We start from the raw sequence: 24,100 nt of genomic DNA, 5'->3' as shown, positions 1-24,100 counted from the left end.
TCCACCTCGGGAGGCCCCATGACGAAACGTGCAGGAATCCTGGTCGCCGCCGGTGCGACGGTCGCCGGTCTGCTGGCCGCCGCTCCGGTACCGGCCGCCGCCTCGCAGGCGAGCGCGCCGCCCGCCCCGGAGCTCGCCTGGACCGACTGTCCGACGGAGAACCATCCGACGCTCCAGTGCGCCAAGGTCCGCGCCCCGCTGGACCACACCGACCCCGCGGGCCGCCAGGTCACCCTCGCCCTGTCCCGGATCCCGCACACCGCGAAGACCTACCAGGGCCCGCTGCTGGTCAACCCGGGAGGGCCGGGCGGCAGCGGCCTGTCGATGGCCGGGTTCGTGGCGTCGGCGCTGCCGAAGAAGGTGGCGTCCCAGTACGACGTGATCGGGTTCGACCCGCGCGGGGTCGGGAAGAGCGGCCCGCGCCTTGACTGCCTGCCCGGCCACGCCGACCCGGTCCGCCCGGACTCGGTGCCCGCCTCCTACCGCGACGAGCGGATCAACCGCGACCGGGCTGCCGCCTTCGCCCGCGCCTGCGGCGAGAAGCACGGCGATGTACTGCCGTACATGGACACGGTCAGCGCCGCGAAGGACCTCGATGTGATCCGGCGGGCGCTGGGCTCGGAGCAGATCAACTACTTCGGCTACTCGTACGGTACGTATCTCGGCGCCGTCTACGCGAAGCTGCACCCGGAACGGGTGCGGCGGCTCGTCCTGGACTCGGTGGTCGGCCCGGACGACGTCTGGTACGAGGGCAACCTCAACCAGGACTACGCCTTCGACGACCGCCACAAGGCCTTCGCGGCGTGGGTGGCGAAGCACGACGCGGCGTACGGGCTCGGCACGGACCCGGCGGAGGTCGAGGCCGCCTGGTACCGGATGAGGGCAGCCGTCGCGGCGGAGCCGGTCGGCGGCAAGGTCGGCGCGAGCGAGCTGGAGGACACCTTCCTGCCGGGCGGGTACTACAACGGCTACTGGCCCTACCTCGCCGAGGCGTTCGCCGCGTACGTGAACGACCGGGACGACCAGGCGCTGGTGAAGGCCTTCGAGAACTTCGGCGCCACCGGCACCGGCGGCGGCAACAGCTACTCCGTCTACACCGCCGTCCAGTGCCGCGACGCCGGTTGGCCCCGCCACTGGTCCACCTGGCGCAACGACACCCGCCGCATCCACGACAAGGCGCCCTTCATGGCGTGGAACAACACCTGGTACAACGCGCCGTGCGCCAGCTGGCCGGTCGGGCCGCTCACCCCGGTCCAGGTCACCAACCACCGCCTCCCGGCGACCCTGATCCTCCAGGCGACCGGCGACGCGGCGACCCCGTACGCGGGCGCGGTCTCGATGCACCGCAAGCTCAAGGGCTCCAGCTTCGTGGTGGAGGAGGGCGGCGGCAACCACGGCATCACGCTGAGCGGCAACGCCTGCCTGGACCGGCACCTGACGGCCTATCTGACCGACGGGACCGTCCCGCGCGGCCGGGGCGAGGGCGAGGCGGACGCGGTCTGCGCCGCGCTCCCGGACCCGAAGCCGCTGCCGGCCGCGAAGGCGGCGGCCCAGTCGGTGGACAACAGCGCGGGCAGCCGTCTGCACGGGCTGCTGGGGCCGCGCCACTGAAGGCCTTACGGCAGCCGCTCCAGCGCCTGCGCCGCCGCCTTCGCCAGGCGCGGGTGCGGGAGGGCCGCCGTGAGGACCGGTCGGGCCCGCCGGTCGCCGAGCTGGCCGAGGCCCTCGACACAGGCCAGCGCCACCCTCCAGTGCTTCTCGCCCGGGGCCAGCAGGCGGTGGAGGGTGGCGACCAGCGCGGGGACCGCCTCCGGAGCGCGCAGCGTGGTGAGCAGACGGACCGGGTGCAGGGCGTACGCGGTGCGCAGCGTGTTGGTGGCGAGCGCGGCGGCGGCCCGGGGCGTACGCGGGTCGTTCAGTCGGGCCAGGGCGTGGGCGGCGGAGACGCAGCGCTCGGGGTCGCGGTGGTTGAGCAGGAGCACCAGCGCCTCGAAGGCCCGCCGGTCGCCCGCGCAGCCGAGCCGGAAGGCGGCGATCTCCCGGGCCCAGAGCGGACGCCCGGGCTCCACCAGGATCCGAGCCAGCAACTCGTGGTCGTGGGTGGCCACCAGCACGTCGTACACGGCCAAGGCGTGCGCGGCCGGGTCGCACGTGGCCGAATCGTGCGCGGCCGACGCCTGCGTGGTCCACTCGGCCGGCGTGGCCGCCGCCTCGTCCCGCAACCGGTCCACGAGCGAACGGAGTTCCTCATCCATGACGCTCAGCGTATCCATGGACACGCTACGTGCGGGACGGGCCGGTGGAGCCGATGTGGTCCAGCGCACAAAGACTCAGGGGTGGCGCGCTCGTTACTCGCCGGTTACTCTCATCTGAGCGGGAACACACTCCCCGCGACTCCGGTGGCCTGGTGACGCAGCCATCCGGAGTGCTTGTCGGTTCGGCAGTTCTCCGTGCGACGCGGCTCCGGGACAGAGTCGCTCACCTATCACGGCCAGGCGTGCTTCCCGCGCCCCGGCCTCATGCTCCACGACACGCATCGCGCCGTACGCCACGCGCCCCGCATGCCTCGCGCCGCTCCCTCATCGCCGCGCGCCGCCTGCTCCCACAGTCGTCACTCACCCTGGAGTCCCGTGATGGACACCCCGCTCTCCACCATTGCCGTCGTCGGCCTCGGCACCATGGGCACCGGCATCGCCGAGGTCCTGGCTCTCGCGGGCCGCGAGGTCATCGGCATCGACATCAGCGAGGCGGCCGCCCGGCAGGCCGTCACCTCTCTCGAAGCGTCCACCGCACGGGCCGTCGGACGCGGTCGGATCACCGAGCAGGAGCGGGCCGACGCGCTCGCCCGGTTCCGTACCCACGACACCCTCCAGGCCGCCGCCGAGGCCGAACTGGTCATCGAGGTCGTGCCGGAGACGTACGAGATCAAGCAGCAGGTGTTCCGGGAGCTGGACGCCGTCGTCTCCCCCACCGCGATCCTCGCCACCGGGACGAACGCGCTGTCGGTGACCCGGCTCGCCGCGGAGTCGCAGCGGCCCGAGCGCGTGCTCGGCCTGCACTTCTTCAACCCGGCGCCCGCGATGAAGCTGGTCGAGGTGGTCTCCTCGGTGCTCACCGCGCCGCCGGCCGTCGAGGCCGTCACCCGGCTGGCCCGGGAGCTGGGCAAGGAGCCCGTCGCGGTCGGGGACCGGCCGGGGTTCGTCGCGGACGGGCTGCTCTTCGGCTATCTCAACCAGGCCGCCGCGATGTACGAGGCGAACTACGCGTCCCGCGAGGACATCGACGCGGCGATGAAGCTGGGCTGCGGCCTGCCGATGGGCCCGTTGGCGCTGCTGGACCTGATCGGGATCGACACCGCGCGTACGGTCCTGGAGGCCATGTACGCCGCCTCCCACGACCGCCTCCACGCCCCGGCCCCCGTCCTCGGCCAGCTCAGCGAGGCGGGCCTGACCGGACGCAAGGCCGGCCGCGGCTTCTACACGTACGACGCACCCGGCGGCCAGAGTGTCGTGGCCGACGCGCTGACGCCGTCCGCCGGGGCGGCGGCCGGTGACGGGCGCTCCATCGCCTCCGTCGGCGTCGCAGGTTCCGGAACCATGGCCTCCGGGATCGCCGAGGTCTTCGCCAAGGCCGGATACACCGTGGTCCTGGCGGCCCGTGGCCAGGAGAAGGCGGACCTCGCCAAGGCCCGGATCGCGAAGTCGCTGGAGCGCTCGGTGACCAAGGGGCGGCTCACCGCCGAGGCGCGGGACGAGACGCTCGGCCGGATCACGGCGGCCGGTTCGCTGGACGCCTTCGCCGAGGTCGACCTGGCCGTGGAGGCGGTCGCCGAGGACCTGGAGATCAAGCAGCAGCTCTTCGCCACGCTGGACAAGGTCTGCCGTCCGGGCGCGGTCCTCGCCACCACCACCTCCTCGCTGCCGGTCATCGCGATCGCGCGGGCCACCGGGCGGCCCGAGGACGTCATCGGGATGCACTTCTTCAACCCGGCGCCCGCGATGAAGCTGGTCGAGGTCGTCCGTACGGTCCTGACCGCCGAGGACGTCCACGCCACGGTCCGTACGGTCTGCACGAAGATCCGCAAGCACCCGGTGGACTGCGGGGACCGGGCCGGGTTCATCGTGAACGCGCTGCTCTTCCCGTACCTCAACAACGCGATCAAGATGGTCGAGGAGCACTACGCCTCGCTGGACGACATCGACGCGGCGATGAAGCTGGGCGGCGGCTACCCGATGGGCCCGTTCGAACTGCTGGACGTGGTCGGGCTGGACGTCTCGCTCGCCATCGAGAAGGTGCTGCACAAGGAGTTCCGCGACCCGGGACTGGCTCCGGCGCCGCTGCTGGAGCACCTGGTGGCCGCGGGCTGCCTCGGCCGCAAGACGGGCCGTGGCTTCCGCGAATATGCCCGTCGCTGACCGGGGAGCCGGGTGGGGCGGGCTGCTGGGACCCTCCGGCGGTCCGCCCCCGAAGGCGCGCTCTCCTGCACCGATGCGTTACGTTCATGCCATGTCCCAGCCCGCCAAGTCACCCCGTGCCACCGCCGCGCCCGACGCCCCGGAGACCACCGCGGGAACGCGTGCGGCCGCCCAACGGCTCAAGATGCGCCGTGAACTGGCCGCAGCCGCGATGGAGCTCTTCGCCACGAAGGGGTACGAGGCGACGACCGTCGACGAGATCGCGGGCGCCGCGGGCGTCGCCCGCCGGACCTTCTTCCGCCACTTCCGCTCCAAGGAAGAGGCCATCTTCCCGGACCACGACGACACCCTCGTCAGGGCCGAGGCCGTCCTCAACGCCGCACCCGCGCACGAGCATCCGCTCGACACGGTCTGCCGCGGCATCAAGGAGGTCATGAAGATGTACGCGGCCAAGCCCGCCGTCTCCGTGGCCCGTTACAAGCTCACCCGGGAGGTACCGACCCTCCGCGAGGCCGAGATCGCGTCGGTGGCCCGCTACGAGCGGCTGTTCACCCGCTATCTGCTGGGCCACTTCGACGAGCGCGACCACCACGTGGGCAACGACGACCCGCTGCTGGCGGAGGTGGCCGCGTCCGCCGTGGTCACCGCGCACAACCATGTGCTGCGGCGCTGGCTGCGGGCGGGCGGCCAGGGCGACGTGGAGGCCCAGCTCGACCGGGCCTTCGCCATCGTGCGCGACACCTTCGGCACCGGCATCGGGGCCGGCCGCACCGCCCAGGCCGAGCCCGCCGCTACCCCGGCGGCGACGGTGGCGACCGAGGGCGAGGTGCTGGTCGCGGTGGCGCGTACGGACGCTCCGCTGGACGAGGTCATGCGGACGATCCAGCAGGCGCTCAAGGAACGCTGAGCCCGGAGACCGCCGCCGTCTCCCACGGCGGCGGTGCGCCGCCCCCGCTCCAGCCGGCCAGTTCCTCGGGGCCGTAGCAGAGGATGGCGCACCGCTCGGCGTACTCCAGCGCGGGTTCGGTGAAGCCGCCGGTGGAGACGACGAGCGCGATGTCCGCCTCGTGCACCGCGTAACAGGTGCCGCCGAAGCGCTGGAGGTCCTGCGATCCGGCCCGGTTGTCGGCCCCGTACCGCTTGCACTGGACGACCAGGCGGCGGCCGTCCGGCGTGGTGGCCAGCACATCGGCACCCAGGTCCCCGGCGCCGCCCACCACCGCGGCGTCCGCGCAACCGTCACGCCGGCAGAGCTCGGCCACGGCCTCCTCGAAGGCGTACGGGTCCAGCTGCGCGTAGTCGACCGGGTGGGCGGCCTCCGGGGATGCCGAGCGCCGCTCCGCGCGCGCCGCCTCGGCGGCGTCCAGCTCCGCGATTCCGGCGTCGACGATCCCGTACGCGGCATCCGTGACGGTCTCCGCGATCCGCCGGGCCCTGCGGCGGCGCAGCACCTGGAGAGCCGCAGGGACGAGCAGGGCGATCACCAGCCCGGTGACGACCGGATGGCGGCCGGCGCTCTGCCAGGCGGCCCGCAGCGCCATGCCGCCGCTCGCGAGGATGAGCGCGACCAGGGCGAAGCCGAAGGTGGTGCGGCGGATGTCGAAGGGGCCGCGGCGCCGGTGGACGCTCCCTCTGCGGATCGGTATCGCCATCGGTGCCCCACCCCTTGTCTTCCGGACCACTTCAAGATCACTTGGTTCCGCACACCTGCCCCGGGCCGGTCTTTCGACGCGCGCGGGCCGAAAACCGCTGGTCCGCCGGTCACCGCTGTGCTGAGGTGCGCGGATGCCGCATACAGAGACACGTGACCTGTTCGACCGCGAGATGCGGGAGCACGCCCGCCCCGACGGACCCGGCGTACGCGTGGAGCGCGCCGGTCCCGTCGTACGCCAGGTGGGCGGGCCGGATGACTGGAACGGGGTGGTGTGGTCGGACCCGGGACTGGACGCGGCCGGGGCCGATGCCGCCATCGCCGCGCAGATCGAGCACTGCACGGCGCTCGGCCTGCCGGATTTCGAGTGGAAGCTGTACGCCCACGACCGCCCCGCCGACCTCGGCGACCGGCTGCGGGCGGCCGGATTCGTGCCGGAGGAGCCGGAGACGCTGCTGGTGGCGCCGGCCGGGCTGCTGGCCGGGCCGGTCGAGCTGCCGGAGGGGATCACCCTGCGGCCGGTGACCGACGCGGCGGGCGCGGAGCTGATGGCCCGGGCCCATGAGCGGGCGTTCGGGACGGACGGGACCCGCCTCCTCCACCAGGTGGTGCGGCGGCTGGAGGAGGCGCCGGAGGACTTCGTGGCGGTGATGGCGGTGGACGGCGAGGGGGAGCCGGTCTGCTCCGGGCGGATGGAGCTGTACCCGGGCACGGGCTTCGCGGGGCTCTGGGGCGGCGGGACGGTGGCCGCCTGGCGCGGGAGGGGCGTCTACCGGGCGCTGGTGGCGTACCGGGCCCGGATCGCCGCCGAGCGCGGCTACCGCCACCTCCAGGTCGACGCGACCGACATGTCCGCGCCGATCCTGCGCCGGCTCGGCTTCACGGAGCTGGGGACGACGACGCCGTATGTGTACCGACCCGAGCACCTCCCCTGTCGCACGCCAGCAGGACAGAACGTCTCGTAACGCCCATCGTGTTGCTCATGCGTGCCTACGAGATGACAAGTGAGAGAAATTGTTGGCACTGGGTGCCTTGTCAGGTGTCACGGAGTGCCATACGTTGAAGGTGTCCGGGCGGCCGGCGTGCTGGGATCTCACGTACGCCGGCTGTCCCCGCAACCACCGTGCTGCGCGCCCGGACGCCTGCGTCACAGGCACCCTTCCGCTCCACCCGAGCGAAGCCGAAGCTCCACCCGCCGAACCGACGGCAATACACCTCCACACCGCACCGCTCCCCTGCCAGCAGGGCCCCTCAAGCGTTCCCTCGACGCCGCATCACCGGAGGCAACACCGTGAAGGAAATCCTGGACGCCATCCAGTCGCAGGACAGCACGGCCGCGGACTTCGCGGCCCTGTCCCTCCCCGAGTCCTACCGCGCGATCACCGTGCACAAGGACGAGGCGGAGATGTTCGCGGGTCTCGAATCCCGCGACAAGGACCCGCGCAAGTCGATCCACCTGGACGAGGTCCCGGTCCCCGAACTCGGCCCCGGCGAGGCCCTCGTCGCCGTGATGGCCAGTTCGGTGAACTACAACTCCGTCTGGACCTCCATCTTCGAGCCGGTCTCCACCTTCGGCTTCCTGGAGCGGTACGGACGGCTCAGCGAGCTCACCAAGCGCCACGACCTCCCATACCACGTCATCGGCTCGGACCTCGCGGGCGTCGTCCTGCGGACCGGCCCCGGAGTGAACGCCTGGAACCCGGGCGACGAGGTCGTCGCGCACTGCCTCTCGGTCGAGCTGGAGTCCTCCGACGGCCACAACGACACGATGCTCGACCCCGAGCAGCGCATCTGGGGCTTCGAGACCAACTTCGGCGGCCTGGCGGAGATCGCACTCGTCAAGTCCAACCAGCTGATGCCGAAGCCCAAGCACCTCAGCTGGGAGGAGGCGGCGGCTCCGGGCCTGGTCAACTCGACCGCCTACCGCCAGCTCGTCTCCCGCAACGGCGCCGGTATGAAGCAGGGTGACAACGTCCTGATCTGGGGCGCCAGCGGCGGACTCGGCTCCTACGCCACGCAGTTCGCGCTGGCCGGCGGCGCCAACCCGATCTGTGTCGTCTCCTCCCCGGAGAAGGCCGACATCTGCCGGGCCATGGGCGCCGAGGCGGTCATCGACCGCAACGCCGAGGGCTACAAGTTCTGGAAGGACGAGCGCACCCAGGACCCGAAGGAGTGGAAGCGCTTCGGCAAGCGCATCCGCGAGTACACCGGCGGCGAGGACATCGACATCGTCTTCGAGCACCCGGGCCGCGAGACCTTCGGTGCGTCGGTCTACGTCACCCGCAAGGGCGGCACGATCACCACCTGCGCCTCCACCTCGGGCTACATGCACGAGTACGACAACCGCTACCTGTGGATGTCGCTCAAGCGGATCATCGGCTCCCACTTCGCCAACTACCGCGAGGCGTGGGAGGCCAACCGCCTCATCGCCAAGGGCAAGATCCACCCGACGCTCTCCAAGACGTACACGCTGGAGGAGACCGGCCAGGCCGCCCACGACGTCCACCGCAACGCCCACCAGGGCAAGGTCGGCGTCCTGGCCCTGGCACCCCGCGAGGGCCTGGGCGTCCGCGACCAGGAAATGCGCGAGCAGCACATCGACGCCATCAACCGCTTCCGCAACGTCTGAGGTTCTCCCATGACCGAACGTCAGAAGGACCGGCCCTGGCTCATGCGGACGTACGCCGGTCACTCGACCGCCGAGGCGTCCAACGAGCTGTACCGCCGCAACCTCGCCAAGGGCCAGACGGGTCTCTCGGTCGCCTTCGATCTGCCGACGCAGACCGGATACGACCCGGACCACATTCTCGCCCGCGGCGAGGTGGGCCGTGTCGGTGTGCCCGTCTCACACCTCGGTGACATGCGCCGGCTGTTCCAGGACATCCCCCTGGAGCAGATGAACACCTCGATGACGATCAACGCGACCGCCATGTGGCTGCTGGCGCTCTACCAGGTGGTCGCGGAGGAGCAGGGGGCCGACCCCCGCAAGCTCCAGGGGACCACGCAGAACGACATCGTGAAGGAGTACCTCTCGCGCGGGACGCACGTCTTCCCGCCGGTGCCCTCGCTGCGGCTGACCACGGACATGATCACGTACACGGTCAACCGCATCCCCAAGTGGAACCCGATCAACATCTGCAGCTACCACCTCCAGGAGGCGGGGGCCACCCCGGTCCAGGAGATCGCGTACGCCATGTCGACCGCCATCGCGGTGCTCGACGCGGTCCGCGACTCGGGCCAGGTGCCGCAGGAGAAGTTCGGTGACGTGGTCGCCCGCATCTCGTTCTTCGTGAACGCGGGCGTCCGCTTCATCGAGGAGATGTGCAAGATGCGCGCCTTCAGCCGCATCTGGGACCGCGTCACCCGCGAGCGGTACGGCGTCACCGACGCCAAGCAGCGCCGCTTCCGCTACGGCGTCCAGGTCAACTCCCTCGGCCTGACCGAGGCGCAGCCGGAGAACAACGTCCAGCGCATCGTCCTGGAGATGCTGGCCGTCACCCTCTCCAAGGACGCCCGTGCCCGTGCCGTACAGCTGCCGGCCTGGAACGAGGCGCTGGGTCTGCCCCGGCCCTGGGACCAGCAGTGGTCGCTGCGGATCCAGCAGGTGCTGGCGCACGAGAGCGATCTGCTGGAGTACGAGGACATCTTCGCCGGGTCGCACGTCATCGAGGCCAAGGTGGACTCCCTGGTCGAGGAGTCGCTGGCGGAGATCGACCGGATCCAGCAGATGGGCGGCGCGATGGCGGCCGTCGAGTCCGGCTACCTGAAGTCGGAGCTGGTCTCCTCGCACGCGGCGCGGCGGGCCCGGATCGAAGGCGGCCAGGAGAAGATCGTCGGCGTCAACATCTACGAGACGACCGAGCCCAACCCGCTCACCTCCGACCTGGACGGCGCGATCATGACCGTCGACCCGGCGAACGAGGCCCGGGTCGTCGCCGCCCTCCACGAGTGGCGCGACAACCGCGACGAGGCCCGCGCGACGGAGGCGCTGGCCGCGCTGAAGAAGGCCGCCGCGGGCACCGAGAACATGATGGAAGCCACCGTCGAGTGCGCCCGCGCGGGCGTCACCACCGGCGAGTGGTCCTGGGCGCTGCGGGACGTCTTCGGCGAGTTCCGCGCGCCCACCGGAGTCTCCTCGGCCCCGGTGGCGGTCACCGCCGAGCCGGGCAGCACGCTGGCGCTGGTCCGCGAGAAGGTCACCCGTACCGCCGGCGACCTGGGCGTGGGACGGCTGCGTCTGCTGGTCGGCAAGCCGGGTCTGGACGGGCACTCCAACGGGGCCGAGCAGATCGCCGTACGAGCCCGTGACGCCGGGTTCGAGGTGGTCTACCAGGGGATCCGGCTGACCCCGGAGCAGATCACCGACGCGGCGCTCGCCGAGGACGTGCACTGCGTGGGGCTCTCCATCCTCTCCGGCTCGCACGCGGAGCTGGTGCCCGACGTCCTGCACCGGCTGCGCGAGGCCGGGGCGCCGGACATCCCGGTGATCGCGGGCGGCATCATCCCGCCGGCCGACGCCGCGGCGCTCATCGAGGCCGGTGTGGCCGCCGTCTTCACCCCGAAGGACTTCGGTATCACGGAGATCATCGGCCGTATCGTCGACGAGATCCGGAAAGCGAACAAGCTCGACCCTCTGGAGGTCTCCGCATGACCACGCCCACCACCCCCGTGAACCGGCTGCGCCCCCGGCGTTCGTGTCTGGCCGTGCCGGGCTCCAACCCGCGCTTCCTGGAGAAGGCCCAGGGCCTCCCGGCCGACCAGGTCTTCCTGGACCTGGAGGACGCCTGCGCGCCGCTCGCCAAGGAGGGCGCCCGCCACCACATCGTGGACGCGCTGAACAACGGTGACTGGAGCGGCAAGACCCGGGTCGTGCGGGTCAACGACTGGACGACGCACTGGACGTACCGGGACGTCATCACGGTCGTCGAGGGCGCGGGTCCCAACCTCGACTGCATCATGCTGCCGAAGGTCCAGGACGCCCAGCAGGTCGTGGCGCTGGACCTGCTGCTGACCCAGATCGAGAAGACGATGGGCTTCGAGGTCGGGAAGATCGGCATCGAGGCCCAGATCGAGAACGCCAAGGGCCTGGTCAACATCGACGACATCGCCGCCGCCTCGCCCCGCCTGGAGACGCTGATCTTCGGCCCGGCCGACTTCATGGCCTCCATCAACATGAAGACCCTGGTCGTCGGCCAGCAGCCGCCCGGCTACCCGGCGGACGCCTACCACTACATCCTGATGCGCATCCTGATGGCGGCCCGCAGCCACGACCTCCAGGCGATCGACGGCCCGTTCCTCCAGATCCGTGACGTGGACGCCTACCGCGAGGTGGCCGGCCGCGCCGCCGCTCTCGGGTTCGACGGCAAGTGGGTGCTGCACCCCGGCCAGGTCGACGCCGCCAACGAGGTGTTCTCGCCCTCGCAGGAGGACTACGACCACGCCGAGCTGATCCTCGACGCCTACGACTGGTGCACCTCGGAGGAGGGCGGCAAGAAGGGCTCCGCGATGCTCGGCGACGAGATGATCGACGAGGCCAGCCGCAAGATGGCCCTGGTCATCGCGGGCAAGGGCCGGGCCGCCGGAATGCAGCGTACCTCCAAGTTCGAAGCCCCGGAGGCCTGATCATGCAGTTCGGACGCACTTTTGAGGAGTTCGAGGTCGGTGCCGTCTACAAGCACTGGCCGGGAAAGACGGTCACGGAATACGACGACCACCTCTTCTGCCTGCTGACCATGAATCACCACCCGCTCCACATGGACAGCAACTACGCGGAGAAGACGACCGATTTCGGGAAGAACGTCGTCGTCGGCAACTACATCTACTCGCTGCTGCTCGGCATGTCGGTGCCGGACGTCTCCGGAAAGGCCATCGCCAACCTGGAGGTCGAATCGCTCAAGCACATCGCGCCGACCTTCCACGGCGACACGATCTACGGCGAGACGACCGTCCTGGACAAGACCCCGTCGAAGTCCAAGAACGACCGCGGGATCGTGTACGTGGAGACCAGGGGCTACAAGCAGGACGGCACTGTGGTCTGCGTGTTCCGCCGCAAGGTGATGGTCCCCACCGAGACGTACATCGAGGAGCGGGGCGGCGAGCAGCCGGGCCGCCCGACGCCCGCCATCTAGGCGCGATCAACCAACCCGCGTGAAGCCACAGGAGAAGCAGCCATGACGCGACTCGCCCAGACCGCCGGTCTGAACGACATCCAGCGGGAAATCCTTTCCACGGTCCGGGATTTCGTCGACAAGGAGATCATTCCGGTCGCGACCCAGCTGGAGCACCGCGACGAATACCCCACGGAGATCGTGGAGGGGCTCAAGGAACTCGGCCTGTTCGGGCTGATGATCCCCGAGGAGTACGGGGGCCTGGGAGAGTCGCTGCTCACCTACGCGCTGTGCGTGGAGGAGATCGCGCGCGGCTGGATGAGCGTGTCGGGGATCATCAACACGCATTTCATCGTGGCCTACATGCTCAAGCAGCACGGCACCCAGGAGCAGAAGGACACGTTCCTGCCGCGCATGGCGCTCGGCGAGGTGCGGGGCGCGTTCTCGATGTCGGAGCCGGCGCTCGGCTCGGACGTCTCGGCGATCTCGTCCAAGGGCGTCAGGGACGGCGACGAGTACGTTCTCAACGGCCAGAAGATGTGGCTGACGAACGGCGGAACCTCTACATTGGTGGCCGTTCTGGCCCGAAGTGACGAAGGCCACCCCGAAGGCACCGCGCCGCACAAATCGATGACGACCTTCCTCATCGAGAAGGAGCCCGGCTTCGGAGAGGTCCGGCCCGGCCTGACCATCCCCGGAAAGATCGACAAGATGGGGTACAAGGGCGTCGACACGACCGAACTCATCATGGACGACCTGCGCATTCCGGCCAATCGGGTTCTGGGGGGCACGACCGGCCGAGGGTTTTACCAAATGATGGACGGTGTCGAGGTCGGCCGGGTGAATGTCGCAGCGCGTGGCTGCGGCGTCGCACAGCGTGCATTCGAGCTGGGTGTTTCGTACGCCCAGCAGCGCCACACCTTCGGCAAGCCGATCGCGCAGCACCAGGCGATCCAGTTCAAATTGGCCGAAATGGCCACCAAGGTCGAAGCCGCCCATGCGATGATGGTCAATGCAGCTCGCAAAAAGGACTCCGGGGAGCGCAACGACCTGGAGGCAGGGATGGCGAAGTACCTCGCCTCCGAGTACTGCAAGGAAGTCGTCGAGGACGCCTTCCGCATCCACGGCGGCTACGGCTTCTCCAAGGAGTACGAGATCGAGCGCCTCTACCGTGAGGCACCGATGCTGCTGATCGGTGAAGGTACCGCCGAGATCCAGAAAATGATCATTGGCCGGCGACTCCTGGAGGAGTACCGATTCCAGGGCTGATTGTCCCCTTCCTGGTGATTTGGTGGCGAAGAACATCACACCGGGTCACCTTCGGCGGGGGTCGTCCGACAGTCCGACTCGGCTGCTGGCTTGCCCAGTTGCGCCCGGCAACCGATACCATCTACGGAAAGCCGCCGTCCCCCGTTGCCAGCGCGGCATCATCCGCTACGAAGGTCATTCATGCCCGACAGCCCTATCTCCGCCCGCGGCGGGGTCCGCATCGCACGCGGAGCATCGCCGTGGCTCCTCCCGACCGTCGCCACCGCGGCCCTCAGCCTGGTCCGCGCCCGCAAGTCCGGGCGCTGGGCAGCAGCGGCCGTGCCTACCACCGCGCTCGCGGCGGGCATGCTGTGGTTCTTCCGTGACCCCGAGCGCGAGATCGCCGAAGGCCGGGTCATCTCCCCGGCCGACGGTGTGGTGCAGAGCATCATGCCGTGGAAGGACGGGCGCACCCGGGTCGCGATCTTCATGAGCCCGCTCAACGTCCACGTCAACCGCGCGCCGCTGGCGGGCACCGTGACGTCGGTCGAGCACATCCCGGGCGGGTTCGTCCCGGCGTTCAACAAGGAGAGCGAGAACAACGAGCGCGTTGTCTGGCACTTCGACACCGAGCTCGGCGACATCGAGATGGTGCAGATCGCGGGAGCGGTCGCCCGTCGGATCGTGCCGTACCTCCCGCAGGGCACGAAGGTGGAGCAGGGCGAGCGCATCGGCCTGATCCGCTTCGGCTCGCGCGTCGACATCTACCTTCCGGAAGGTATCGATGTCGCGGTCGAGGTCGGCCAGGCCACTACCGCGGGGGTGACTCGAATTGACCGTAGTTGATCCCAATACCCAGGCCGACTGGGTTCCGGAAGCCGACGAGGCGAGCGACAACGACGCGGAGGACATGCCGCTGTCGATGCGGCTGTCGATAGCGGACACGCTCACCCTCGGTAACGCCACGTGCGGATTCATGGCGGTGTACTTCACCACCACCGGGATCCTCATCCCGCACCTCACGGGCAGCGAGGAGACGGGCATGGCCCGTCACTCGGCGGCCACCGCCGTGATCCTCATGCTGATGGCGGCGATCTTCGACCTCTTCGACGGGCTCGTGGCACGGAAGCTGCGCTCCTCGCCGATGGGGGCCGAGCTGGACAACCTCTCCGACCTCATCAGCTTCGGGCTCGCCCCGGCCTACTTCGTGCTCGTGTACGGGATGGTCGCGGACGACGCCCACCAGCGGGTGTCGGCGCTGGCGGCGATCGTCGTGCTGCTCGCGGTGGTGCTGAGGCTGGCGAGATTCTCCTGTGTGACCTTGAAGGACGGCGTGTTCCAGGGCATGCCGAGCCCCTTCGGAGCGCTGACGGTCGTCTCGATCGTGCTCCTGGAGCTGCCGTTCGTCCCGACGCTGCTGGCGATCATCGGGGTGGCGTGGCTGATGGTGAGCCGGGTCGAGTACCCGAAGCCGCGGGGCATCCTCGCGGTGGCGATGCTCAGCTGGATCGTAGGTGCGATGGGGCTGCTCGCGGCGTGGGCGTTCGACGCGCCGGGCGGTCAGCTGCTGCTCCAGACCGGCTGCGCGCTCCAGGTCGTCCTCGGTGCGGTGATCCCGCTCTTCGCCACCGCGCGACGGGTCAACACGTTCCGTGACAACCGGCGCGAGGCGCGGGCGGCGCAGCACCCGTAGCGGTACGGACGCGGCGTCACACATGCAGGACGAGGCGAAGGCCCGGATGCTCCCCGGCATCCGGGCCTTCGTGCGTCTGCGTCACCGGTCCGCCGGAGCACAGGTGACCGCCAGGATCGCCATGTCGTCCCGGTGGCCGTCTCCCGTCCACCGCCCGACGTCCGCCGCCAGATCGGCCGGCCCGGGTCCGTCCGGCCGCTCCCTCCGCAGGGCCCGGGTCCGTCCGGCCGCTCCGTCCGCACGCTCCGGGCGGGGGGCCTCACTCGCCGGGGCGCGGCTCCCACGGCTCCAGGCTCCAGATCAGTTCGGCGCGTAGCGGGCCGGAGCGGGCGAGGAAGGTGCCGTGGTCCGGGGCGAGGGCGGCGAGCTGCGAGGCGTGGCTGAGGACCACCGCGCGTTTGGCGGCCCACTGCTCGTCGGAGAGCACCAGCTCGCGCTCGACGGTTACCCGGTGGCGGCGGGTGAGCTGCTGGTAGGCGGTCCCCCACTTCTGGCCCGCGGCCAGCGCCCCGGATGCCTTGGGCGTGCCCCACTCCGGCAGGTGCCCGGTGTAGGGCAGGTCGGCGTAGACCCAGGGAGCGGGGGCTCCGGCGGCGGCGAGGGCGCGTTCGGTGCGGAGGCGTACGGCCTCGTGGTCGGGCTGGTTGGTGCCGAGCGGGACGAGGACGCGGGTGGTGGGGGCGAGCGTGCGGAGGAGGGCGTCGAGCGCGTCGGGTCCGTCGCCGTCGGTGACGTACGGGCCGTCGGGGTGGTCGATGAGGAGCTGCTCGGCGCCCAGCAGCTCGCAGGCGCGGGCGTCCTCGGCGCTGCGGACCCGGTGGGCCTCGGCGGCCGTGGTGAAGCCGCAGACGGAGTCCCACCAGGAGACGGGCGCGCCCGGCGGTGGCGGGCCGCCGTGGACGGTGACGATCGCGAGCGGGCCGGGCAGGGTGGGCAGGAGCCCGGCGAGGGAGAGCGCGGCGTCGTCGAAGTGCGGTGAGACGACGAGGGTGCGCCAAGGGGGCGGTACGAGCACGGTTCCTCCGGAAGGAGCGGGTCAGGGTGCGTTCAAGCCCTGGGGATGTCCAGGGCGGCGAGGGCGGTGTCCCAGGCCGCGTCGTCGCCCTCCCAGCGGCCGGGCCGCGCGGCGACGGTGGACCAGGTGATCCCGGGCGGGAGTGCGGCGGTGGTCTCCGGTGGCGTACGGCGCAGCCAGAGCAGGTCGCCGTCGTGGTCCGGGTAGCGGGAGCGCAGGAGGTCGTGCAGGGCGGCCAGGTCGTCGGCGCCGCTCTCGTCGAACGCGTCGTGGTGCACGTACAGGACCCGGGAGCGGGAGGCCGTCAGCGTCCGCCAGCGGTCGGCGAGGTACGCGAACTTCTCCCGGACCCGCGGATACTGCTCGGCAACGATGTCAGGGGTCAGCGGGGTGCCCTCGGGGGCGTGGAAGTCGTGGAAGAAGCGGATGTCCGAGCCCCGGTCCCTTACGCAGAGGCCGTCGCTGAACGGCTCGCACAGGCCGGGCCGCAGGACATTGGCGAAGTCGGCCGCGATGGTCTCCCGTACGGCGACGAGGTCGAGGTCGAGCCAGTCGAAGAAGTGGGCCCGGTCCTGGCCGGTGATGCGGCGGAGCTGGTAGGTGGACTCGCAGTGGTAGCCGAGGCCGACGCAGACGTCGTACATGGCGGACGCCGTCAGGCGCCGGTGCGCCGCAGCAGGACGCCGACGCTGCCGCGTTTGCCCAGGTAGGCGCGGCCGCCGCAGACGGTCTCCAGCGCGGGCGCGACGAGTCGGGTCTCGTCCGCCTTCTCCCAGTGCGGGGTGCTCGTGAGCCACGGGGTCAGCCGGGCGGCGAGGGTCTCGGGTTCGAGGGCGACGAAGACCAGGTCGGCCGGGAGCCGGTCGAGCAGGGCGAGGTCCTGGCCGTAGTAGAGCATCTCGATCAGGAGGTAGGCCGCTCCCGGCAGCGTCCGGCCGGCGGCCAGCTCCTCCAGCGAATCGGGCCGGACCCGGGCGGTGTCCGCGACCCGCTCGGTCAGTCGCCGGCGGAAGGCGGCGTTCGGTTCGGTCGCATGGACGGTGAAGCCCTTGTCCACGAGCCGGGTGGTGAGCGCCCCTTCGCAGGCGCCGGCCTCGACCAGGGGGCCGCTGCCGGGCGGACAGTGCCCGGCGATCCACGCCACGGTGGCGTCCAGCCGCTCGGCCTCGTACGCGGAGGTGGCGAACTCCCACGGGTCGGCTACCGTGGCCGCGTCCTCGTCGAGGCTGGCCAGCAGCGCGAACAGCCGCTCGCGCTCCTCCGCCGGTCCGGCTTCGAAGAACCGCTCGGTGGCATGGACGCGCCCAGTCTGTACGACGTGCTCGGCGGACCCGGTACGCAGCAGGTGCCCGCAGTTCCGGTTGACGAAGCCGAGCTTGGCTCCCACTTCCTCCCGGTCCAGCGGCCGGTCCACGTCACTGATGAACTGGAGGTACGGCGAGTGGCCGACGGCGTGCAGGACGGCCGGCCCGCCCGGAGCGACGGCAGCGGCGGCGTCCCGGCCGAGGCGGCCTCTGCTGCGCCGGGTGTCGGCGGGCGAGTGGGTCCAGAGCCGGGCCTCGACGCCCTGGGCCGCGGCCTCGATCAGTGCGGCCAGCGTCTCCGGTCCTGGCGATGCGGCGCTCTCGTCGACGGGCCGGACGTGCCGGCCGAGGGCGGCGAGGCGGTCGGTGAGCGGCAGGTCCGCCGGAAGCACCAGGTGTTCGGCGGTGTCGCCCAATAGGACGTGGACCTCGCGGCTCCACTCCTGCCGGTCGGCGGGCGCGGAGCCGGCGGCCCCGAAGTCGGCGGTTGCGGAGCCGGCGAGCACGGAGAGGAAGTCGAGTACGGCGTCCTCGGCCCTGAGTACGGCCACGATGTCGATCAAGGGATGGACCTCCTCAGCGGGACGCGGGCAAGCAGCGGATACAGGGAGCTGAACGGAACGGCCCGCGGCTCGGCGGCCCCTCGTCCGGAGTCGAGCCAACCATCTCCACTCCAGGTGGTCCAGACCAATTTTCCGCCGAACACGGAACCCGTACGCGGTGGTTGCGAGGCGTCCGACGCCCCGATACGGCCCCTGCCGCACGGGACCGTCGCCCGCGCACCAGCACCCGATTTCAGCCACCGGCCCAGGCTCCTACCACGTCCCGTCCGCCCGCGCCAGAGGCGAACCCCTCCCGGTGGCTGAGAAGTTCCGGCAGGAGGCTGAGTACGGGGTGGCCGTCAAACCGGCGCGCCGGGCTTCTAGAATCACCTCGCATCCGACGCTCCGACGACCCGGTCGGAGACGCGGAGCAGGGGAACGACGGGGGTCCGATGATGGCGAAGCACAGGTTCGGCGCGGTACGTGCGGTGGCGGTCGCGGCGGCGGGCGTACTGCTCGCGGGCTGCGGAAACGCGGGATCGAAGGCCGGGGACGACCCGGATCCGAAGCCCTCCGCCTCGGCGCGGCAGGCCGGCGGTTCCACGGAGCCCTCCGGGTCGCCGGAGCCGGAGAAGTCGCAGGAGTCCAAGGAGCCGGGCGCGCTGCCGAGCGCGTACGACTTCACGCCCGCGCCGGACCGGGTCCCGAAGACGGCGGCCGAGGCCCGCAGGCTGACGCGCAACGCCGCACTCGGAGAGGCCGACTGGACGGCGGGCATGGTGCGCGGGACGCCGTACGAGACCGCCGGGACCTGGACCGTACTGGCCGATTCCTGTGTCTGGAGCCGGAGCACGCTGCCCGACGGCGTGCTGGACTCCTTCACCCGGCGGCTCGACGTCCCGGCACAGGACGGCAAGGAGCGGGTGAAGGGGTCGGTGACCGTGACCGTGCACAAGACCGTCGAAGGTGCCGACCGGGAGATCAAGGACACGGTGCAGGAGAGCTTCCGGTGCCCCGCGCAGGAGTTGGGCGGCGGGCAGCGGCTGAGCGGGCTGATGTCGCTGCAGTTCGACCAGAAGGACGTGCGCAACGCGGACGCCTCGCTCTTCGAGGCGGGCAAGTACACCGGTCCCGGTTCGGACGGCACGCAGGACTACGTGTGGTCCAAGTCCCGGATCGGTTCGGTGACGACGGCCGTCTCGGTCAAGGGCGCCAAGGGGTACGAGACCACCGATCTGCTGCGGATCGCGGCCGAGGGCGGCGCCAAGGTGCTGTACCGCGTCGAACTGGAACTGAAGTAGGCCCGGAGCGCCTCCGGACGGACGACGACACGATCACGACGCAGGGACGTAACCGCTGATGGAACCGCTCCGCTCCACCGACCCGGCACGCATCGCCGGGTACCGCGTCCTCGGCCGGCTCGGTGCCGGGGGCATGGGTGTGGTCCTGCTGGGGCGGTCGCCCGGCGGTGCGCTGGTGGCCATCAAGCTGATCCGCGCCGAGTACGCGGACGACCCCGGGTTCCGCACCCGGTTCCGGCGCGAGGTGGCGATCGCCCGGCAGGTGCGCAACCGGTGGGCGGTGCCGGTGGTCGACGCCGATACGGAGGCGGCGGCTCCATGGCTGGCCACCGAGTTCGTGCCGGGTCCGCCGCTGAGCGAGGCGGTGGGCGGTGGTGCTCCGCTGCCGGAGCGCAGTGTGCGGGCGCTCGGCTCGATGCTGGCGGAGGCGCTGGAGGCCGTCCACCGCGCGGGGCTCGTTCACCGGGACGTGAAACCCGGCAACGTCCTGCTCGGCCTCGACGGTCCCCGGCTGATCGACTTCGGGATCGCGCGGGCCCTGGACGACACGGTGCTCACGGCGACGGACGCGATCGTCGGCTCCCCCGGCTTCCTCTCTCCGGAGCAGGCGCAGGGCCGGCGGATCGGCCCGGCGAGCGACATCTTCTCGCTGGGCTGTGTGCTGGTGTACGCGGCGACCGGCGGGCGGCCGTTCGGCAGCGGCCCGGTCGAGGCGATGCTCTTCCGTACGGTGCACGACCCGGCGGACCTCGGCGCGCTGCCGCCGGGGCTGCGGCCGGTGGTGGAGGCGTGCCTGTCGAAGGAGCCGGAGGGACGGCCGACGGCCGCGGACATCCGGCGCGCGTTCACCGAGGACACCTCGGGCGGCAGCTGGCTGCCCGGCCCGGTGACCCACCTCATCGCCGAGCGCTCGGCCCGGATGCTGGCCCTGCCCGACATCGAGGCGACCAGCCTGGACGCCGGTGCCACGGTGGAGACCGGCGCCGCGAGCCGGGACACCACCGCCGTGCCTGCCGCTCCCGGGCGGCGGCGTTTCCTCGCGTACGTCACCGGCGGCGCGGTCCTCGCGGCGGCGGGCGGGACCACCGCCTGGCTGGCCACGGCGTTCGGCGGTGAGAAGGACCCGGGCGGCGAGAGCGAAGGCGACAAGGCGACGGCCCGGCCCGAGCTGCGCATCGGGCTGCAGGCCGACCTCAGCGGTCCGTCGGCGGCCACCGGCGAGGGCCAGGAGCGGGCGGCGCTGCTTGCGGTCGAGGAGCACAACGCCCGCGAGGACGCGCCGTTCACGCTGCGCCTGGTGGTGGCCGACGACGGCGGCGCGGAGGAGAAGGCGACGGCGGCCGTGCGGCGGTTCGCCGAGGATCCGCTGCTGGTGGCGGCGATCGGGGCGACCGGCGCGGACGCGGCGCGCGAGGCGCTGGTGGCGTACGACGAGGCGGCGCTGCCGCTGCTCAGCGTGGTGGACGGCGACACCCGCAACCTGAACCGGATCTTCCTCTGCGCCCGGCCGCGCAACGACATGCAGATGCTGCCGGTGGCGCAGTTCCTGGGCGCGCGCGGGATCGACACGGTGGCGCTGGTGGACGACGGGACCGAGTACGGCCGCCAGACCACCCGGTTCCTGGACGCGGGGCTGCGGGGCAACGGGCGGACGGTCCTCGCGGAGACGGTCCGGGAAGGCACGGCCGATCTGGACGCCGAGGCGGAGCGGATCGTGGCGAAGAGGCCGGGGGCGGTGGTGTACGGGGGCGGGTGGCGGGATGCGGGGCGGTTCGCGCGGGCGCTGACGAAGGCGGGGTTCCGCGGGCCGAAGATCGGCACCCAGGCCGTGCACGATCCCCGGTTCCTGGCGGAGGCGGGCGAGGACGCGGCGAGGTGGCTGGTCGTGTCGACGGCCGCCGACCCCGCCTCCGTACCCTCGGTGCACCCGTTCGCCGCCGCGTACCGGGGGCGCTTCGACAGCGCACCGCCACTGCTGGCCGCCGAGGCGTACGACGCGGTCGGGCTGATCGCGGCCTGCGCGGAGGGGATGGGCCGGGAGCGCGTGACGCGGCAGGACATGCTGCCGGTGCTGCGGTCGACGCGGTACAAGGGCGTGTCCAAGAGCTACGCGTTCGAGGCCGCCAACGGGATGTACACCGGCACCGGGGTCTTCATCTACCGCGTGGAGCGGGGTCGTTTCCGGTACATCGGGATGGACGGGCGCAAGGTCTGATCAAGTCGGCCCATTTCGGGACCTTATGAGATCTCGTCCGGTGTGACAGCGCGCCACATCCCGCTCTGAGTCGCTAATTTGAGCTTCCAAGGCAATATTTTGCGCAGCGGCATAGACGCCCTTGCGGGGTCTCTCCTAGCCTCAGGGCGTCCGCAGAGCCCCCGAGCCGCAAGGACGGACCTCCCGTGACCCCTCCCCCACCACCTCCACGCCCCGGCCGCATCCTGCGGCGCTCCCTCGCCGCCTCCTTGGCGCTGACCCTCACCGCGCTGGCCGCCGCCACCTCGATCGTCGTGGCCGGCGCGCCGCCCGCCGCTGCCGCCGCCGTCCCCGCACCCTCGCCGCTGAACGTGCCCGGACGCGGGGCGACCGTCCCGTTCAAGGAGCACGAGGCCGAGTACGCCGCGACCAACGGCACGCTCATCGGCCCGAACCGGCTCTACGGCTCGCTGCCCTCGGAGGCCTCGGGCCGCCAGGCCGTCACGCTCGACGCGGTCGGTGAGTACGTGGAGTTCACCCTCACCGCACCGGCCAACGCCATGACCTTCCGCTACTCGCTGCCGGACAACGCCGCCGGGACGGGCCGGGACGCCGCGATCGACGTGCGGGTCAACGGAACACAGCTCAAGAGCGTGCCGGTGACCTCCAAGTACGGCTGGTACTACGGGGGTTACCCGTTCAACAACAACCCCGGCGACACCAACCCGCACCACTTCTACGACGAGACCCGGACCATGTTCGGCTCCACCCTGCCGACCGGCACCAAGGTCCGCCTCCAGGTCTCCTCCACCGCCCAGTCCCCCACGTTCACCATCGACCTGGCCGACTTCGAGCAGGTCGCCGCACCGATCGGCAGGCCTTCCGGAGCACTGGACGTGGTGAGCGACTTCGGCGCCGACCCGACCGGCGCGGCGGACGCGACGGCGAAGATCCAGGCAGCGGTGGACGCGGGCCGCACGCAGGGCCGGGAGGTGTACATCCCGCAGGGCACGTTCAAGGTCCAGGACCACATCATCGTCGACAAGGTGACCTTGCGCGGCGCGGGCCCCTGGTACAGCGTACTGACCGGCCGGCATCCCACGGAGCGCCACAAGGCCGTCGGCGTCTACGGCAAGTACGCTTCTCAGGGCGGCAGTTCGAACGTCACACTCAAGGACTTCGCGATCATCGGCGACATCCGCGAGCGGATCGACGACGACCAGGTGAACGCCATCGGCGGGTCGCTCTCGGACTCGGTCGTCGACAACCTCTGGCTCCAGCACACCAAGTGCGGCGCCTGGCTGACCGGCCCGATGAACAACTTCACCATGAAGAACACCCGGATCCTGGACCAGACGGCCGACGGGGTGAACTTCCACTACGGCGTCACCAACTCCACCGTCACCAACACCTTCGTCCGCAACAGCGGTGACGACGGCCTCGCCATGTGGGCGGAGAACATCCCGAACGTGAACAACAAGTTCACGTTCAACACCGTCATCCTGCCGATCCTGGCGAACAACATCGTGACGTACGGCGGCAAGGACATCACGATCTCCGACAACGTCATGTCGGACACCATCACCAACGGCGGCGGCCTGCACATCGCCAACCGCTATCCCGGGGTCAACTCCGGTCGCGGAACCGCCGTCTCGGGTACGCACACCGCCGCCCGCAACACGCTCATCCGGACCGGGAACAACGACTTCAACTGGCAGTTCGGGGTCGGAGCGGTCTGGTTCAGCGGCCTCAACGAACCGATCCAGGGCGCGACGGTCAACGTCACCGACACCGAGATCCTGGACAGCTCCTACGCGGCGATCCACCTCATCGAAGGCGCGAGCAACGGACTGAACTTCAACCGGGTGAGGATCGACGGGGCGGGGACCTACGCGCTCCAGATCCAGTCGCCGGGCCGGGCCACGTTCACCGATGTCGTCGCCAGGAACATCGCGCAGTCCAACCCGATCCACAACTGTGTCGGCGCGGGCTTCCAGATCACCCGGGGCTCCGGCAACTCCGGCTGGTACGCCGATCCGCCCGCCTGCACGGGTGTCTGGCCGCCTCCGGTGTGGACCAACGGCGGAGTGCCGGGCGGCGGCCCCGGTGGCCCGACCGACCCGCCCGGACCCACGGACCCGCCGGGCCCGACCGACCCGCCGGAGGAGACCGGCAACCTCGCGCAGGGCCGTGCGGTGACGGCGAGCAGCCATGTCGACGTGTACGGCGCCGGCAACGCGGTGGACGGCAACCCGAACACGTACTGGGAGAGCCGCAACAACGCCTTCCCGCAGTCGCTCACCGTGGACCTGGGCTCGGCGAAGGCGGTCAGGCGGGTGGTGCTGAAGCTGCCTCCGGCGGCCGCCTGGGCGACGCGCTCCCAGACCCTGAGCGTGCTGGGGTCCACCGACAACTCCACGTACAACACCCTCAAGGCGTCGGCGGGTTACACCTTCAACCCGTCGAGCGGGAACACCGCCACGGTCACCCTGCCGGGGACCTCGGCCCGCTATCTGCGGCTGGCGTTCACCGGCAACACCGGCTGGCCGGCCGCGCAGCTCGCGGAGGTGGAGGCGTACACGAGCTGAGCATCCTGACGAGGCCGGGCCCGGCCGCGTCCCTCGCGGCCG

At 71.0% G+C, this 24,100-nt stretch carries 19 protein-coding genes; 14 read left to right on the top strand and 5 right to left on the bottom strand.

Features of this window, described 5'->3' with window-relative positions; all coding sequences use genetic code 11:
* Nucleotides 1-18 precede the first annotated feature (18 nt).
* Complete coding sequence (locus ACIRR8_RS32485; RefSeq protein ID WP_404071595.1) at nt 19-1,611, top strand: alpha/beta hydrolase; 1,593 nt, start codon at nt 19-21, stop codon at nt 1,609-1,611.
* Between the two features lie 5 nt (nt 1,612-1,616).
* Here the strand turns inward: ACIRR8_RS32485 and ACIRR8_RS32480 are convergent, their stop codons facing one another.
* Nucleotides 1,617-2,255: an adenylosuccinate lyase gene (locus ACIRR8_RS32480; protein WP_404071593.1), complete on the bottom strand. Its 639-nt coding sequence runs from the start codon at nt 2,253-2,255 to the stop codon at nt 1,617-1,619.
* Nucleotides 2,256-2,633: 378 nt separating this feature from the next.
* Between ACIRR8_RS32480 and ACIRR8_RS32475 the strand changes: the two genes are divergently transcribed.
* On the top strand, nt 2,634-4,415 hold the full coding sequence (locus ACIRR8_RS32475) for a 3-hydroxyacyl-CoA dehydrogenase family protein (protein WP_404071591.1): 1,782 nt from the start codon (nt 2,634-2,636) through the stop codon (nt 4,413-4,415).
* A 91-nt stretch (nt 4,416-4,506) separates the two neighbouring features.
* Nucleotides 4,507-5,322, top strand: coding sequence for a TetR family transcriptional regulator (locus tag ACIRR8_RS32470; RefSeq protein ID WP_404071589.1), 816 nt, complete (start codon nt 4,507-4,509; stop codon nt 5,320-5,322).
* On the opposite strand, the gene ACIRR8_RS32465 is transcribed toward ACIRR8_RS32470, so the two are convergent.
* A complete protein-coding gene (locus ACIRR8_RS32465; RefSeq protein WP_404071587.1) occupies nt 5,309-6,067 on the bottom strand; it encodes a restriction endonuclease in 759 nt (252 codons plus the stop codon). The two genes, ACIRR8_RS32470 and ACIRR8_RS32465, sit on opposite strands and share 14 nt — an antisense overlap.
* A 133-nt stretch (nt 6,068-6,200) precedes the next feature.
* Here ACIRR8_RS32465 and ACIRR8_RS32460 point away from each other — a divergent pair, with 133 nt between their 5' ends.
* The 8 genes from ACIRR8_RS32460 to pssA all read left to right on the top strand — a co-directional run bounded on the left by ACIRR8_RS32460 (nt 6,201) and on the right by pssA (nt 15,114).
* Nucleotides 6,201-7,031: a GNAT family N-acetyltransferase gene (locus ACIRR8_RS32460; protein ID WP_404071585.1), complete on the top strand. Its 831-nt coding sequence runs from the start codon at nt 6,201-6,203 to the stop codon at nt 7,029-7,031.
* Between the two features lie 326 nt (nt 7,032-7,357).
* Nucleotides 7,358-8,695, top strand: coding sequence for a crotonyl-CoA carboxylase/reductase (ccrA, locus tag ACIRR8_RS32455; protein WP_404071584.1), 1,338 nt, complete (start codon nt 7,358-7,360; stop codon nt 8,693-8,695).
* Between the two features lie 9 nt (nt 8,696-8,704).
* Entirely contained in the window at nt 8,705-10,717 is a 2,013-nt protein-coding gene (locus tag ACIRR8_RS32450) for a protein meaA (RefSeq protein ID WP_404071582.1), read from the top strand.
* Nucleotides 10,714-11,688, top strand: coding sequence for an HpcH/HpaI aldolase/citrate lyase family protein (locus ACIRR8_RS32445; RefSeq protein ID WP_404071580.1), 975 nt, complete (start codon nt 10,714-10,716; stop codon nt 11,686-11,688). Before ACIRR8_RS32450 ends, ACIRR8_RS32445 begins: the two co-directional genes overlap by 4 nt.
* 2 nt (nt 11,689-11,690) lie before the next feature.
* Nucleotides 11,691-12,194, top strand: a complete 504-nt coding sequence (locus ACIRR8_RS32440; protein ID WP_404071578.1) for a MaoC family dehydratase — start codon at nt 11,691-11,693, stop codon at nt 12,192-12,194.
* A 42-nt stretch (nt 12,195-12,236) separates the two neighbouring features.
* On the top strand, nt 12,237-13,442 hold the full coding sequence (locus ACIRR8_RS32435) for an acyl-CoA dehydrogenase family protein (RefSeq protein WP_404071576.1): 1,206 nt from the start codon (nt 12,237-12,239) through the stop codon (nt 13,440-13,442).
* Between the two features lie 180 nt (nt 13,443-13,622).
* The gene (locus ACIRR8_RS32430) at nt 13,623-14,267 is read left to right on the top strand and encodes a phosphatidylserine decarboxylase (protein ID WP_404071574.1); all 645 of its coding nucleotides are present in this window, start codon (nt 13,623-13,625) and stop codon (nt 14,265-14,267) included.
* Nucleotides 14,254-15,114: a CDP-diacylglycerol--serine O-phosphatidyltransferase gene (pssA, locus tag ACIRR8_RS32425; RefSeq protein WP_404071572.1), complete on the top strand. Its 861-nt coding sequence runs from the start codon at nt 14,254-14,256 to the stop codon at nt 15,112-15,114. The genes ACIRR8_RS32430 and pssA overlap by 14 nt, the downstream gene beginning before the upstream one ends.
* Before the next feature lie 259 nt (nt 15,115-15,373).
* On the opposite strand, the gene ACIRR8_RS32420 is transcribed toward pssA, so the two are convergent.
* Genes ACIRR8_RS32420 through ACIRR8_RS32410 form a run of 3 tightly spaced genes read right to left on the bottom strand, consistent with a single transcriptional unit; the run spans nt 15,374 to nt 17,996 of the window.
* Nucleotides 15,374-16,129: a PIG-L family deacetylase gene (locus ACIRR8_RS32420; protein ID WP_404071570.1), complete on the bottom strand. Its 756-nt coding sequence runs from the start codon at nt 16,127-16,129 to the stop codon at nt 15,374-15,376.
* Nucleotides 16,130-16,161: 32 nt separating this feature from the next.
* On the bottom strand, nt 16,162-16,773 hold the full coding sequence (locus ACIRR8_RS32415; protein WP_404071568.1) for a papain-like cysteine peptidase: 612 nt from the start codon (nt 16,771-16,773) through the stop codon (nt 16,162-16,164).
* 11 nt (nt 16,774-16,784) lie between these two features.
* Nucleotides 16,785-17,996: a hypothetical protein gene (locus ACIRR8_RS32410; RefSeq protein ID WP_404071566.1), complete on the bottom strand. Its 1,212-nt coding sequence runs from the start codon at nt 17,994-17,996 to the stop codon at nt 16,785-16,787.
* A gap of 431 nt (nt 17,997-18,427) precedes the next feature.
* On the opposite strand from ACIRR8_RS32410, the gene ACIRR8_RS32405 reads away from it, so the two are divergent.
* The 3 genes from ACIRR8_RS32405 (at nt 18,428) to ACIRR8_RS32395 (ending at nt 24,058) form a co-directional block, all read left to right on the top strand.
* A complete protein-coding gene (locus ACIRR8_RS32405) occupies nt 18,428-19,276 on the top strand; it encodes a hypothetical protein (RefSeq protein WP_404071564.1) in 849 nt (282 codons plus the stop codon).
* A gap of 58 nt (nt 19,277-19,334) precedes the next feature.
* Nucleotides 19,335-21,491: a bifunctional serine/threonine-protein kinase/ABC transporter substrate-binding protein gene (locus tag ACIRR8_RS32400; protein WP_404071563.1), complete on the top strand. Its 2,157-nt coding sequence runs from the start codon at nt 19,335-19,337 to the stop codon at nt 21,489-21,491.
* 185 nt (nt 21,492-21,676) lie between these two features.
* Nucleotides 21,677-24,058 (top strand): discoidin domain-containing protein, encoded by a 2,382-nt coding sequence (locus tag ACIRR8_RS32395; RefSeq protein WP_404071561.1) that lies wholly within the window; start codon nt 21,677-21,679, stop codon nt 24,056-24,058.
* Nucleotides 24,059-24,100 lie beyond the last annotated feature (42 nt).

This window comes from Streptomyces sp. NPDC101178 (genome assembly GCF_044767965.1).
In the GTDB taxonomy this organism is placed as follows: domain Bacteria; phylum Actinomycetota; class Actinomycetes; order Streptomycetales; family Streptomycetaceae; genus Streptomyces.
This window is presented reverse-complemented; position numbering and strand designations above follow the sequence as displayed.

Bases quoted from the DNA above. Each gene is read 5' to 3' on its own strand.
- ACIRR8_RS32485 (WP_404071595.1), top strand. From the start codon at position 19: ATGACGAAACGTGCAGGAATCCTGGTCGCCGCCGGTGCGACGGTCGCC.
- ACIRR8_RS32480 (WP_404071593.1), bottom strand. From the start codon at position 2,255: ATGGATGAGGAACTCCGTTCGCTCGTGGACCGGTTGCGGGACGAGGCG.
- ACIRR8_RS32475 (WP_404071591.1), top strand. From the start codon at position 2,634: ATGGACACCCCGCTCTCCACCATTGCCGTCGTCGGCCTCGGCACCATG.
- ACIRR8_RS32470 (WP_404071589.1), top strand. From the start codon at position 4,507: ATGTCCCAGCCCGCCAAGTCACCCCGTGCCACCGCCGCGCCCGACGCC.
- ACIRR8_RS32465 (WP_404071587.1), bottom strand. From the start codon at position 6,067: ATGGCGATACCGATCCGCAGAGGGAGCGTCCACCGGCGCCGCGGCCCC.
- ACIRR8_RS32460 (WP_404071585.1), top strand. From the start codon at position 6,201: ATGCCGCATACAGAGACACGTGACCTGTTCGACCGCGAGATGCGGGAG.
- ACIRR8_RS32450 (WP_404071582.1), top strand. From the start codon at position 8,705: ATGACCGAACGTCAGAAGGACCGGCCCTGGCTCATGCGGACGTACGCC.
- ACIRR8_RS32445 (WP_404071580.1), top strand. From the start codon at position 10,714: ATGACCACGCCCACCACCCCCGTGAACCGGCTGCGCCCCCGGCGTTCG.
- ACIRR8_RS32440 (WP_404071578.1), top strand. From the start codon at position 11,691: ATGCAGTTCGGACGCACTTTTGAGGAGTTCGAGGTCGGTGCCGTCTAC.
- ACIRR8_RS32435 (WP_404071576.1), top strand. From the start codon at position 12,237: ATGACGCGACTCGCCCAGACCGCCGGTCTGAACGACATCCAGCGGGAA.
- ACIRR8_RS32430 (WP_404071574.1), top strand. From the start codon at position 13,623: ATGCCCGACAGCCCTATCTCCGCCCGCGGCGGGGTCCGCATCGCACGC.
- ACIRR8_RS32415 (WP_404071568.1), bottom strand. From the start codon at position 16,773: ATGTACGACGTCTGCGTCGGCCTCGGCTACCACTGCGAGTCCACCTAC.
- ACIRR8_RS32405 (WP_404071564.1), top strand. From the start codon at position 18,428: ATGATGGCGAAGCACAGGTTCGGCGCGGTACGTGCGGTGGCGGTCGCG.
- ACIRR8_RS32400 (WP_404071563.1), top strand. From the start codon at position 19,335: ATGGAACCGCTCCGCTCCACCGACCCGGCACGCATCGCCGGGTACCGC.